This is a genomic window from Pseudomonas sp. Ost2, assembly GCF_018326065.1.
In the GTDB taxonomy this organism is placed as follows: Bacteria; Pseudomonadota; Gammaproteobacteria; order Pseudomonadales; family Pseudomonadaceae; genus Aquipseudomonas; species Aquipseudomonas gingeri.
Window position 1 is genome coordinate 5,170,343 of record NZ_AP021904.1, and the last position, 12,202, is coordinate 5,182,544.

Consider the following 12,202-nt stretch of genomic DNA (forward strand, 5'->3'; position numbering starts at 1 on the left):
CGTCAATCGATCAGCTGGGCATCCCTGAGAGCGCCAATGGCAGTCAGCCAACGCGGCTCCTGGCGATAATCGGTGCGGGCAAATGCCTGGCCGCGCATCCGCGCAATGCGTGGCGACGGCGTCACCTTGAGCCGCTGCGCGGCACTCAAGGCCAACTCCGCGGCAGCCCGGTCGTTGCACACCAGGCCCATGTCGCAACCGGCCGAGAGGGCAGCCTCGATGCGACTGGCGGCATCGCCCACCACATGAGCTCCCGCCATGGACAGGTCATCGCTGAAGATCACCCCGTCGAATTGCAGTTCGCCGCGCAGGATCTCCTGCAACCAGCGCCGGGAAAAACCGGCAGGCTGCGCGTCGACCTGTGGATAAATCACATGGGCCGGCATCACCGCCGCCAACTGCCGGCTCAGGCGTGCGAAAGGCACCAGGTCATGGGCGCGGATCACTTCCAGGCCGCGCTCGTCGACCGGGATCGCCACGTGGGAATCCGCCTCGGCCCAGCCGTGTCCCGGGAAATGCTTGCCGGTAGCGGCCATGCCTGCATCGCTCATCCCACGGATAAAAGCACCGGCAAGCAAGGCGGCACGCTCGGGGTCACCATCGAAGGACCGACTGCCGACCACCGCGCTGCGCTGATAGTCCAGATCGAGTACCGGCGCGAAACTCAGGTCGAGTCCCACCGCCAGGACCTCGGTCGCCATCAGCCAGCCACATTGCTCGGCCAGGTACTCGGCGTTCGGGTTGTCGGCAATGGCGCGCATCGCTGGAAGACGTACGAAGCCCTGGCGCAGACGCTGTACCCGGCCGCCTTCCTGGTCGACCGCCAGCAACAGGTCGGGGCGAATGGCGCGGATCGACGCGCTCAACTCACGAACCTGGCGCGGATGCTCGATATTGCGCGCGAAGATGATCAGCCCGCCCACTTCCGGCTGGCGCAGCAACTGGCGATCTTCAGCCGTCAGCCAGGTACCGGCGATATCGACCATCAGGGAGCCTTGCAGGGCAGTACTCATAGAAAATCCTTGTGAAAAAGTACGTCAGACCTTGGCGGTGGCCGGCGCGGTCGACTTGCTGCGCGGACGCAGCTGCGCGGCCGCCATGGTTTCATCGGTCACGCCGCTGTCGGCACGCATGCCGGCGGCGAGGAACGGCACCATCAGGCGCATCACCGTCTCGATCGAGGTATTGACGCCGAAATCGGTCTCGGCAATCGCCCGCAGCGCCTTGATCCCCGACATGCTGAACGCGGCCGCACCCAGCATGAAGTGTACGCGCCAGAACAGTTCGATCGGGGGAATACGCGGGGCCGCTTCATTGACCAGCAGCATGTAGCGACGGAACACCTTGCCGTACATGTCTTCCAGGTAACGCCGCAGGTGGCCCTGGCTCTGGCTGAAGGCCAGGCCCAGCAGGCGCATGAAGATCGACAGATCGTTGCCGCTGCGGGGCTGCACCACCAGGGCCTGCTCGACGAGGATTTCCAGCAGTTCCTCCAGGGTCGGCTTGACCTCGGGCTTGGCCTGGCGCCGCTCCAGCTCGCGATCGAGGCTGATGCAGAACGGCCCGAGGAAGCGCGAGAACACGGCCTGGATCAGGGCCTTCTTCGAGCCGAAGTGGTAGTTCACCGCCGCGAGATTGACGCCCGCCTTGCTGGTGATCAACCGCAATGAGGTCTCGGCGAAACCTTTTTCCGCGAACAATTGCTCGGCAGCATCGAGAATGCGTTCAACGGTTTCCGACTGGGCCATGATTATTCCGCCTGACAAACACTTGTTTGAAACATACGTTTCAGGCCATGGAATGTCAAGCCTGACGGTCCATTTGCGGCCAGCCAGTCAGGTATTAAATCATAGAAACCGGGGCCTGTAGCGCAGCACCCGATACGGCTGTCGACCCCCTTCCCGGCAACCGTCCGGCGGACACCTTGAAAAGGAGGATTGCCAAGCGCCTTCCACTGTATATAATCCCAGTCACTGTATAAAAAGACAGAGCGATCGAGATGCTAAAACTGACGCCACGCCAAGCTGAGATTCTGGCTTTTATCAAACGCTGCCTGGATGACAACGGCTATCCGCCAACCCGTGCGGAGATTGCCCTGGAACTGGGCTTCAAGTCGCCGAACGCCGCCGAAGAACACCTCAAGGCCCTGGCCCGCAAGGGTGCGATCGAAATGACCCCTGGCGCTTCGCGCGGTATCCGCATTCCCGGTTTCGAGGCCAAGGCCGACGAATCCACCCTGCCGATCATCGGCCGGGTCGCCGCGGGCGCACCGATCCTCGCCCAGCAGCATGTCGAGGAATCCTGCAACATCAACCCGACCTTCTTCCATCCCCGGGCCGACTATCTGTTGCGCGTTCACGGCATGAGCATGAAGGACGTCGGCATTTTCGACGGCGACCTGCTGGCCGTGCATACCTGCCGCGAGGCCCGCAACGGCCAGATCGTGGTGGCGCGGATCGGCGAGGAAGTCACCGTCAAGCGCTTCAAGCGCGAAGGCAGCAAGGTCTGGCTGCTGGCGGAGAACCCCGAGTTCGCCCCCATCGAAGTCAACCTGAAAGATCAGGACTTCGTCATCGAAGGTTTGAGTGTCGGCGTCATTCGCCGCTGAAGGAGGCGTCATGCAATTTCCGCAAACTCCACAACACGCACAACTGCCCTTGTTCGAAGCGTTCATGGCGCAGCCGCTGGTCCCACTTCTCAAGGAGGTGGTTGAAACGCCCTGGAGCACCGAGCCCGAGGTCTTCAGCGAACTGTCGTTACGTGGCGGGAATTGCCTGAGCCTGCTCGCCCCCATCCTGCGCGAACTGAGCCAGGACCAGGATGCCCGCTGGCTGACCCTGATCGCCCCACCCTCGAGCCTGACCCAGGCGTGGCTGCGGGAAGCGGGACTGAACCGCGAGCGCATCCTGCTGCTGCAACCCAGCAGCGCCCAGAATGCCCAGCAACTGACGTGCGAAGCCTTGCGCCTGGGGCGTAGCCATACCGTGGTCAGCTGGCTCAATCCGCTGAGCAGCAGTGCTCGCCAGCAATTGATCAGCGCAGCCCGCAAGGGTGACGCACAAAGCCTGAATATTCGTTTGGGCTAGACACAAGCGCCAGACAGGCACTCTTCGCGCGTATCGCGCAGGGCTTCTCCAGGACAGAGAAGCCGATCAGAATTGACGAACCATGACAGAAACGGTTGGCAGCTTCAGTGAAGAACGCGCGGACCGTCTTCTTTCTCGATCTCGCCTTCCACCAGTCGCCCCGCCATCTGCACGCCCACGCTCAACATGGCCTTGGCCACTTCGACGTGCTGGCCCTGCAGGAAAGCCTTGGCATCTTCAGAGAAGTTCAGGGTAACCAGAGAACCTTCGTCCTCGGCCCGGCGCAGCTCGATACGGCCGTCCGGCAGCTCGACGATTTCTAGAAAGGACGTAGGCATAAAAGTCTGTTCTCCACGAAAGGCCAAGATTATATCAGTCATCCGTGGCAACCCGCTCAAGATCTCAACAGCTTTCTTTACTGCTTGATGAACAACTGACAGACGGGGCCTACAGCCCCACCCACTGAATCAGCACTCGCTCAGGCCATCGCGGAAGCGGATCGCCAGGCCCTTGAGGTTCTGCCGCCAGCCTTCCAGCTCCTCACGCCCCAGCTCCGGGGTTTCCTCCTCGTCCAGGCTGACCGCCACGATCAACGGCTGCAACACGTCGCCCTTGGCCTTCCTGGGCGCCTGGGGCGGCAGGTACAAGGCCGTGTGCGCGGCGATCAGGCGGGCCAGCCAGGTTTGCGGACTGTGCGCCAGTTCCACCAGTTCGGCCATTTCCGGAATGGCAATGGACTCCAGCACTTCCCGGGTCAGCAACAGCTCGGCCCGCGGGGCATTGGCCTGGGGCAGGCGGTAGAAACCGGCAATTTCATGGCACAGCCCGAGCAAGGCGCCGTACAGGTGGAACACCGCCGCTTCACGCTCGGCCTGGATCAGCGCCAACGCGTTCATCGCCCGGCTTTCCTCGGCCTTTCCCAGGGCTTCGAGCGCAAGGCCCGCGTAAAAGATCTTCTGGTTGGTGCGGGTATAGAGTTCGTTGGCCATGACGGCGCACTCCAGGACAAAAAAGCCACAGGCGGGTCAGACAGTTTCAGGGATCGACCCGGCTTGTCGCAAGCCCAAAAGACCAAGGCCGCGTGAAAACCCAGGTCCTCACACGGCCTTGCCAATACCAGCCTTGCGCCAGTGAGCCGTAATGGGCCCGCTGGCGCAAGACAGCAGACATCAGGCGCCCTGGCGCTTGTCCTCGACCTTCCACTTGCCGCCGTCGTAGAACGCCTTCCAGCCGGTCGGCTTGCCGTCCACTTCGCTCTGCACGTACTGCTCCTTGGTCTTGCGGCTGTAGCGAATGACCGCTGGACGACCGTCCGGGTCCTTCTTCGGCGCTTCACAGAGGAAGTGGTACTTCGGATCGATCTCGTCCTTGTGCGGAACGATTTCGCTCACCAGCGGTGCACGGGTCTCGCGGTTTTTCGGGAACTGGCTGGCCGCCAGGAACAGGCCGGACGCACCATCACGCAGGATGTAGGTGTCGTTGACCTTTTCGCACTTGAGTTCCGGCATTTTCACCGGGTCCATCTTCGGCGGCGCCGCGTCACCGCTCTTGAGCAGTTTGCGGGTGTTCTTGCAGGTCGGGTTGGTGCAACCGAAGAATTTGCCGAAACGGCCGGTCTTGAGCTGCATTTCACTGCCGCACTTGTCGCATTCCAGGCTCGGGCCTTCGTAGCCCTTGATCCGGTAGTTGCCTTCCTCGATCTCGTAGCCCGCGCAATCCGGGTTGTTGCCACAGATATGCAGCTTGCGCTTCTCGTCCAGCAGGTAGGCATCCATCGCCGTGCTGCAGATCGGGCAGCGATGCTTGCCACGCAGCACCAGGGATTCCGACTCGCCCTCGTCGTCCGCGGCGATCTCATCGCCCGGAACCAGGTTGACGGTAGCCTTGCAGCGCTCTTTCGGCGGCAGGCTGTAACCCGAGCAACCGAGGAACACGCCGGTGGAGGCGGTACGGATCTGCATCGGCCGGCCGCAGGTCAGGCACGGGATATCGGTCATGACCGGCTGGTTGGCACGCATGCCGTTTTCCGCGCCTTCGGCCACTTCGAGCTTCTTCTTGAAGTCGCCGTAGAACTCGTCGAGCACGTTTTTCCAGTCGCGCTCGCCCTGGGCCACGTCGTCGAGGTTCTCTTCCATGCCGGCGGTGAAGCCGTAGTCCATCAGGTTCGAGAAGCTTTCCGCCAGACGCTCGGTGACGATGTCGCCCATCTTCTCGGAATAGAAGCGGCGGTTGTGCAGCGCCACGTAGCCACGGTCCTGGATGGTGGAAATGATCGCCGCATAGGTCGAAGGACGACCGATGCCACGTTTTTCCATTTCCTTGACCAGGCTGGCTTCGGAGTAACGCGCCGGCGGCTTGGTGAAGTGCTGGCTCGGATCGAGCTGGATCAGCTTCAGCGCATCGCCCTGGGCCATGTCCGGCAACACGTCGTCATCGCCCGGCTTGGCGATCTGCGGCATGACGCGGGTATAGCCGTCGAACTTCAGGATGCGGCCCTTGGCACGCAGCTCGAAGTCACCAGCGCCCACGGTCACGGTGGTCGACAGGTATTGCGCCGGCAGCATCTGGCAGGCCAGGAACTGGCGCCAGATCAGCTCGTAAAGGCGCTCGGCATCACGCTCCATGCCCGACAGCTTGCTCGGCTCGGTATTGGCGTCGGAAGGACGAATCGCTTCGTGAGCCTCCTGGGCGCCCTCCTTGCTGCTGTAGATGTTCGGCGAGTCCGGCAGGTACTTCTTGCCGAACTCGCTCTCGATGTAGGTCCGCGCCATCGCCACGGCATCGACCGAGAGGTTGGTCGAGTCGGTACGCATGTAGGTGATGTAGCCGGCTTCATACAGACGCTGGGCCATCATCATGGTCTTCTTCACCCCGAAGCCCAGGCGATTGCTCGCCGCCTGCTGCAGGGTGGAGGTGATGAACGGGGCCGACGGCTTGCTGCTGGTCGGCTTGTCTTCGCGCTTGACGATGCTGTAGGCCGACGCCTTGAGCTTCTCCAGTGCCGCCATGGCCTGGGCTTCGTTCAGCGGCTTGAAGGCTTCGCCTTTCTCGCGCGCCACTTCGAAACGCACCTTGGCGCCCTTGGTGGTGCCCAGGTCGGCGTGGATCTCCCAGTATTCCTCCGGGTTGAAGGCACGGATCTCGCGTTCGCGCTCGACCACCAGCTTCACCGCCACCGACTGCACACGGCCGGCGGACAGGCCGCGGGCGATCTTGGCCCACAGCAGCGGCGAAACCATGTAGCCCACCACGCGATCGAGGAAACGTCGCGCCTGCTGGGCATTGACCCGGTCCAGGTCCAGTTCGCCCGGCTTGGAGAAGGCTTCCTGGATCGCCTTCTTGGTGATTTCGTTGAACACCACGCGCTTGTAGCGACTGTCGTCCCCCCCGATGGCTTCCCGCAGGTGCCAGGCAATGGCCTCCCCTTCGCGGTCCAAGTCGGTTGCGAGATAGATGGTGTCGGCATCCTTGGCGAGCCGGCGCAGCTCTTCGATCACCTTCTCCTTGCCGGGAAGGATTTCGTAGCGGGCCTTCCAGCCGTGATCCGGATCGACGCCCATGCGCGAGACCAGCTGCTTGCGCGCCTTCTCCTTCGCCGAGAGCACGGGAGCTTCGCCAGCGGCGGCCTTGCCACGCTTGGCGGCAGGTTCCTTGGCGGCACTCGCCGAACCGCTGGTGGGCAGGTCTCGGATATGGCCGATACTCGACTTCACCACGTACTGGGTACCCAAGTACTTGTTGATGGTCTTGGCCTTAGCCGGGGATTCCACAATGACCAGCGATTTGCCCATGGATCGGAAAATTCCTGAATGCTTGAAGTGAGAGCGCAGCCCGCGTCTGGCGCGGCACCGCTATATATAGTGGCAACAAGGTGAGGTCAAGCGCAGGGTTCTGCGCGACCGGCACTCATGGCCTGGAAAAAAGGCTCGGTTCGGCTTGCACCAAAGCAAAGCGTGGGACCCGTTCGCCGTCAACCTCGACCGACTCCAGGAACATGCTCAAAGGGCGCACCCAGAAGCCGTAATCGCCATACAGTGCTTGGTAGAACACCACTTCCTCTTCGGTCTCGGAATGCCGTGCCACGCTGAAAACGCGGTACTGCGGTCCCTTGTAGTGCTGATAGAGCCCAGGCTGCAATTTCATATATCGGCCCTCTTACAAAATAAAATAAAAAAATTTTCAGAAAAACAAAAACCGGGGCACTAGGCCCCGGCTTCCATCGACGAAACGCTTAGACGCGTTCGAAGACGGTGGCAATGCCCTGGCCGAGGCCGATGCACATGGTGGAGACCCCGAGGGTCCCGCCATTCTGCTTCATCACGTTGAGCAAGGTGCCGGAAATCCGCGCACCGGAACAACCGAACGGGTGGCCCAGAGCAATGGCGCCGCCGTGCAGGTTAACCTTCTCGTTCATCTTGTCGAGCACTTTCAGATCCTTCAGCACCGGCAGGGCCTGTGCGGCGAAGGCTTCGTTGAGCTCGAAGAAGTCGATATCGGAGATTGCCAGGCCTGCGCGCTTCAGCGCTTTCTGGGTGGCCGGTACCGGACCATAACCCATGATCGCCGGGTCCACACCTGCCACCGCCATCGAGCGGATCACCGCCAGGGGCTGGATGCCGAGGTCCTGGGCACGCTGCGCCGACATCACGATCATGCACGAGGCACCATCGGTGATCTGCGACGAAGTACCCGCCGTCACGGTACCGCCCTTGGGGTTGAATGCCGGCTTCAAGGCCGCCAGGCTTTCCAGGGTGGTTTCCGGACGAATGGTTTCATCGTAGTCGAAGACTTTCAGGAAACCGTTCTCGTCATAACCCTGCATCGGGATGATTTCGTCCTTGAACTTGCCTTCCACGGTCGCCTTGTGGGCGAGCTGGTGGGAGCGCACGCCAAAGGCATCCTGCTGCTCACGGGTGATGCCGTGCATCTTGCCGAGCATCTCGGCGGTCAGGCCCATCATGCCCGAGGCTTTCGCCGCGTACAGCGACATGTGCGGGTTCGGATCGACACCGTGCATCATGCCGACATGGCCCATATGCTCGACGCCGCCGACGACGAAGACGTCACCATTGCCGGTCATGATCGCCTGGGCGGCGGTGTGCAGCGCGCTCATCGACGAGCCGCACAGGCGGCTGACGGTCTGGCCGGCCGCGGTGTGAGGGATCTGGGTCATCAGCGACGCCATGCGCGCGATGTTCCAGCCCTGCTCCAGGGTCTGGTTCACGCAGCCCCAGATCACGTCCTCGACTTCGTTCGGGTCGACCTTGACGTTGCGTTCCAGCAGCTTGCTGATCAGGTGCGCCGACATGTCCTCGGCACGGGTATTGCGGTGCATGCCGCCCTTGGAGCGGCCCATCGGAGTACGACCGAAGTCGACAATCACGACGTCTCTAGGATTCAAGCTCATATAGTTCACTCTCGCTCTAGTGTGGGCGCTTAACCGAAGAACCGCTGGCCATTCTTGGCCATCTCACGCAGCTTCGCGGTCGGGTGGTACAGCGCGCCCAGATCGGCGTACTGGTCAGCCAGGGCAACGAACTCGGCCACACCGATAGAATCGATGTAACGCAGCGCACCGCCACGGAAGGGAGGGAAACCGATGCCGTAGACCAGACCCATGTCGGCTTCGGCGGCGGTTTCGACAATACCGTCTTCCAGGCAACGCACGGTTTCCAGGCACAGCGGGATCATCATCCAGTTGATGATGTCCTCGTCGGTCACCTCACGCTGTTCGTAGATGATCGGCTTGAGCACTTCCAGCACCGAGGAATCGGCGACTTTCTTCTGCTTGCCGCGCTTGTCGGTCTCGTAGGCGTAGAAGCCCTTGCCATTCTTCTGGCCCAGGCGCTTGGCTTCGTACAAGGCGTCGACAGCCGAACGACGGTCATCCTTCATGCGGTCCGGGAAACCCTCGGCCATCACGTCACGGCCATGGTGGCCGGTGTCGATGCCGACCACGTCCATCAGGTACGCCGGGCCCATCGGCCAGCCGAACTTCTCCATGATCTTGTCGATACGGACGAAGTCCACACCGGCGCTGACCAGCTTGGCGAAACCACCGAAGTACGGGAACAGGATGCGGTTGACCAGGAAGCCCGGGCAGTCGTTGACCACGATCGGGTTCTTGCCCATTTTCTTGGCGTACGCCACGGTAGTCGCTACCGCTTGCTCGCTGGACTTCTCGCCACGGATCACTTCCACCAGCGGCATCATGTGCACCGGGTTGAAGAAGTGCATGCCGACGAAGTTTTCCGGACGCTTGAGGGCCTTGGCCAGCAGGCTGATGGAAATGGTCGAGGTGTTGGAAGCGAGGATCGCATCTTCCTTGACCTGGGCTTCCACTTCCGCCAGTACCGCCTGCTTGACCTTCGGATTCTCGACCACGGCCTCGACCACCAGGTCGACATGACCGAAGTCACCGTAGGACAGGGTCGGACGAATGCCGTTGAGCACTTCGGCCATCTTCGCCGCGGTCATCCGGCCCTTGTCGACACGACCGACCAACAGCTTGGCGGCTTCGGCCAGCCCCTGCTCGATACCGTGCTCGTTGATGTCCTTCATCAGGATCGGCGTGCCCTTGGACGCCGACTGATAGGCGATACCGCCGCCCATGATACCAGCGCCCAGTACGGCGGCCTGTTTCACGTCCTTGGCGATTTCGTCGTAGGCCTTGGCCTTTTTCTTCAGCTCCTGGTCATTCAGGAACAGGCCGATCAGGCTTTGTGCAGCCGAGGTCTTGGCCAGTTTCACGAAGCCGGCGGCTTCGATTTCCAGGGCCTTGTCACGACCGAAGTTGGCGGCTTTCTGGATGGTCTTGATCGCTTCGACCGGGGCCGGGTAGTTCGGACCGGCCTGACCGGCGACAAAACCCTTGGCGGTTTCGAACGCCATCATCTGTTCGATGGCGTTGAGCTTGAGCTTGTCCAGCTTGGGTTGGCGCTTGGCCTTGTGATCGATCTCGCCGGAAATGGCGCGCTTGATCAGTTCCAGAGCGGCTTCCTGGAGTTTTTCCGGAGCGACCACGGCATCGACGGCGCCGACTTTCAAGGCATCTTCGGCACGGTTTTCCTTACCGGCGGCGATCCACTCGATGGCGTTGTCCGCACCGATCAGGCGCGGCAGGCGCACGGTGCCGCCAAAGCCCGGGTAGATCCCCAGCTTGACTTCCGGCAGGCCGATCTTGGCGCTGGCGGACATGACGCGGAAGTCCGCGGCCAGGCACATTTCCAGACCGCCACCCAGGGCGATGCCATTGATCGCGGCAACGGTCGGCACGGCCAGGTCTTCGAAATCGCTGAAAATCTTGTTGGCTTCGAGGTTGCCCGCCACGAGCTCGGCATCCGGCAACTTGAAGTTGTCGACAAATTCGGTGATGTCGGCGCCGACGATGAACACGTCCTTGCCGCTGCTGACAATCACACCCTTGACCGAGGCATCGGCCTTGATGGTGTCTACCGCCTGACGCAATTCGTTCAGGGTTAGACGGTTGAACTTGTTGACGGACTCACCCTTGAGATCGAACTTCAGTTCGACGATGCCACTTTCAAGAGCCTTAACCGTGATGGCTTTACCTTCGTAAATCATCAACTGATCTCCACGATATGGAAGCTGAACAGTACACGTCGGACGCTAACTTCTGGCCCGGCATTGACCTCATCGTCACTGCTACGCCAAGCCGCCAGGCACACCCGCCGACGCGATAGTCGGGATTCTGTAAGAGCCGTCTGATCAGACAAACGCTCAATTCATACGCCCGTTTGATTTGGGTGTGGACACCTTCACGGAATTCGAGGCAATTGTCAATTGCCGAAAACGCCCCTGAAAATGCGACTTTCCAGTCATTTTCCAGGCGCCCGGACGCTCCAGCAGCCGGCCTGATGGCGCTTCATTCATGAAATCAATAACAAACGAAGCGACCGAGTCAGACGGAAATACAGGAATAGACCTACCAGACCCCAAGAAACAGCCTAGTGGAAAATAGGGACGCTTTTTATGAAGACAAGGCGTAAGCTCGGCAACACAGATTGACCGGCCTGCCTGGCCAACCCCAGCCCGATGTTGCCTGTCGGGCTTTTTATTGGCTGTTTTTCCAGTCGTCGGCCGGCGCCGTTGCAGCCCGGCCCGCCTGCCTCATGCCAGTGCCTTGAGCACCCCGGCAATGGCCTGCAGCACCTGCACTTCGCCACGTTCACCCCAGTAGAGCGCGATCATCTGCCTGTCCGCCTCGACCTTGAACACATTGGCCGGCAATGTCCTGAAATGAACCAGCAGGGATTCGTCCTCCAGCACTTCGCGCCACTGGTTGACCCAGATCCCGGGCTCGGTCTGCCAGTAGCTCCAGCAAGCCGGTTCCTTGCCACGACGGGGCCGGTGATACTGTGCACAGGGGCTCGGCGGCTCCTGCGGCAGCCAGTGCGGCCACTCCTGGGGCGCCAGTTGCATGCCCAGGCCGATGCGGCGCGCCTCCATGCGCAGGGCCATCTGACCGCTCTGGCGGCGCGAGGGACGCAACCACGCCAGAGGGCTGAGGACCACTGCCAGGATTGACACCACTATCCAGACCGTCATATCTCTACTCCCCGAACATTATTCATGAGCGATTGGGTCACTGCCGAACCAATCAGCTTGAAACGAGCCATACTTACAGCAATTGCGATCCTCAGGAGGTGCCTTCATGCCCTACCACCACATTCTGGTTGCCGTCGACCTGACGGAAGAATGCGACCCGGTCATTCATCGCGCACGCGAACTGTCGGTCAGCAACAGCGCCAAACTGTCCCTGGTGCATATCGTCGAGCCCATGGCCATGGCCTTCGGCGGCGATGTGCCGATGGATCTGTCCCAACTGCAGCAGCAACAGTTCGACCAGGCCAAGGAGCGCCTGGAGCGGCTGATCCTCAAGTATCCCGAACTGTCGCGAGACACCAGTCACCTGACCTACGGCCAACCCCGCCAGGAAATCCATCACCTGGCCAAGGAACAGGCCTGTGACCTGATCGTGGTCGGCAGCCACGGCCGCCATGGCCTGGCCCTGCTACTCGGCTCCACCGCCAATGACGTGCTGCACGGCGCGCCGTGCGACGTCCTCGCGGTCCGCCTGCAAAGCAAGAGCTGAT

12 protein-coding genes are annotated in these 12,202 nt (G+C 61.5%); 3 read left to right on the forward strand and 9 right to left on the reverse strand.

Annotated elements, in window-relative coordinates; genetic code table 11:
- Positions 1–2 precede the first annotated feature (2 nt).
- On the reverse strand, positions 3–1,001 hold the full coding sequence (gene nagZ / locus KI243_RS22600; RefSeq protein WP_177116377.1) for a beta-N-acetylhexosaminidase: 999 nt from the start codon (positions 999–1,001) through the stop codon (positions 3–5).
- Between the two features lie 36 nt (positions 1,002–1,037).
- A complete protein-coding gene (locus KI243_RS22605; protein ID WP_177086576.1) occupies positions 1,038–1,748 on the reverse strand; it encodes a TetR/AcrR family transcriptional regulator in 711 nt (236 codons plus the stop codon).
- 251 nt (positions 1,749–1,999) lie between these two features.
- Between KI243_RS22605 and lexA the strand changes: the two genes are divergently transcribed.
- Entirely contained in the window at positions 2,000–2,608 is a 609-nt protein-coding gene (lexA, locus tag KI243_RS22610) for a transcriptional repressor LexA (RefSeq protein ID WP_042937141.1), read from the forward strand.
- Positions 2,609–2,618: 10 nt separating this feature from the next.
- The gene (sulA, locus tag KI243_RS22615) at positions 2,619–3,086 is read left to right on the forward strand and encodes an SOS-induced cell division inhibitor SulA (protein WP_017129591.1); all 468 of its coding nucleotides are present in this window, start codon (positions 2,619–2,621) and stop codon (positions 3,084–3,086) included.
- A 104-nt stretch (positions 3,087–3,190) separates the two neighbouring features.
- On the opposite strand, the gene KI243_RS22620 is transcribed toward sulA, so the two are convergent.
- The 7 genes from KI243_RS22620 to KI243_RS22650 all read right to left on the reverse strand — a co-directional run bounded on the left by KI243_RS22620 (position 3,191) and on the right by KI243_RS22650 (position 11,654).
- Complete coding sequence (locus KI243_RS22620) at positions 3,191–3,424, reverse strand: hypothetical protein (protein WP_010449609.1); 234 nt, start codon at positions 3,422–3,424, stop codon at positions 3,191–3,193.
- A 129-nt stretch (positions 3,425–3,553) separates the two neighbouring features.
- Entirely contained in the window at positions 3,554–4,075 is a 522-nt protein-coding gene (locus KI243_RS22625) for a DUF6586 family protein (RefSeq protein WP_177129453.1), read from the reverse strand.
- Positions 4,076–4,255: 180 nt separating this feature from the next.
- Positions 4,256–6,877 carry a type I DNA topoisomerase gene (topA, locus tag KI243_RS22630; RefSeq protein ID WP_017129593.1) on the reverse strand — a complete coding sequence of 874 codons (2,622 nt, stop codon included), beginning with the start codon at positions 6,875–6,877 and terminating at the stop codon, positions 4,256–4,258.
- Positions 6,878–6,992: 115 nt separating this feature from the next.
- On the reverse strand, positions 6,993–7,229 hold the full coding sequence (locus KI243_RS22635; RefSeq protein WP_177086572.1) for a DUF1653 domain-containing protein: 237 nt from the start codon (positions 7,227–7,229) through the stop codon (positions 6,993–6,995).
- Positions 7,230–7,317: 88 nt separating this feature from the next.
- Positions 7,318–8,493 carry an acetyl-CoA C-acyltransferase FadA gene (gene fadA / locus KI243_RS22640; protein WP_040063197.1) on the reverse strand — a complete coding sequence of 392 codons (1,176 nt, stop codon included), beginning with the start codon at positions 8,491–8,493 and terminating at the stop codon, positions 7,318–7,320.
- Between the two features lie 29 nt (positions 8,494–8,522).
- Positions 8,523–10,670: a fatty acid oxidation complex subunit alpha FadB gene (gene fadB, locus KI243_RS22645; protein ID WP_017129596.1), complete on the reverse strand. Its 2,148-nt coding sequence runs from the start codon at positions 10,668–10,670 to the stop codon at positions 8,523–8,525.
- Between the two features lie 546 nt (positions 10,671–11,216).
- Positions 11,217–11,654: a hypothetical protein gene (locus tag KI243_RS22650; RefSeq protein WP_042937144.1), complete on the reverse strand. Its 438-nt coding sequence runs from the start codon at positions 11,652–11,654 to the stop codon at positions 11,217–11,219.
- 106 nt (positions 11,655–11,760) lie between these two features.
- Here KI243_RS22650 and KI243_RS22655 point away from each other — a divergent pair, with 106 nt between their 5' ends.
- On the forward strand, positions 11,761–12,201 hold the full coding sequence (locus KI243_RS22655; RefSeq protein WP_017129598.1) for a universal stress protein: 441 nt from the start codon (positions 11,761–11,763) through the stop codon (positions 12,199–12,201).
- Position 12,202: the final 1 nt, after the last annotated feature.

What these genes read in the sequence shown, in the direction of transcription:
- KI243_RS22605 (WP_177086576.1), bottom strand. Translation starts at nt 1,748, where the DNA reads ATGGCCCAGTCGGAAACCGTTGAACGCATTCTCGATGCTGCCGAGCAA.
- lexA (WP_042937141.1), top strand. Translation starts at nt 2,000, where the DNA reads ATGCTAAAACTGACGCCACGCCAAGCTGAGATTCTGGCTTTTATCAAA.
- sulA (WP_017129591.1), top strand. Translation starts at nt 2,619, where the DNA reads ATGCAATTTCCGCAAACTCCACAACACGCACAACTGCCCTTGTTCGAA.
- KI243_RS22620 (WP_010449609.1), bottom strand. Translation starts at nt 3,424, where the DNA reads ATGCCTACGTCCTTTCTAGAAATCGTCGAGCTGCCGGACGGCCGTATC.
- KI243_RS22625 (WP_177129453.1), bottom strand. Translation starts at nt 4,075, where the DNA reads ATGGCCAACGAACTCTATACCCGCACCAACCAGAAGATCTTTTACGCG.
- topA (WP_017129593.1), bottom strand. Translation starts at nt 6,877, where the DNA reads ATGGGCAAATCGCTGGTCATTGTGGAATCCCCGGCTAAGGCCAAGACC.
- KI243_RS22635 (WP_177086572.1), bottom strand. Translation starts at nt 7,229, where the DNA reads ATGAAATTGCAGCCTGGGCTCTATCAGCACTACAAGGGACCGCAGTAC.
- fadA (WP_040063197.1), bottom strand. Translation starts at nt 8,493, where the DNA reads ATGAGCTTGAATCCTAGAGACGTCGTGATTGTCGACTTCGGTCGTACT.
- fadB (WP_017129596.1), bottom strand. Translation starts at nt 10,670, where the DNA reads ATGATTTACGAAGGTAAAGCCATCACGGTTAAGGCTCTTGAAAGTGGC.
- KI243_RS22650 (WP_042937144.1), bottom strand. Translation starts at nt 11,654, where the DNA reads ATGACGGTCTGGATAGTGGTGTCAATCCTGGCAGTGGTCCTCAGCCCT.
- KI243_RS22655 (WP_017129598.1), top strand. Translation starts at nt 11,761, where the DNA reads ATGCCCTACCACCACATTCTGGTTGCCGTCGACCTGACGGAAGAATGC.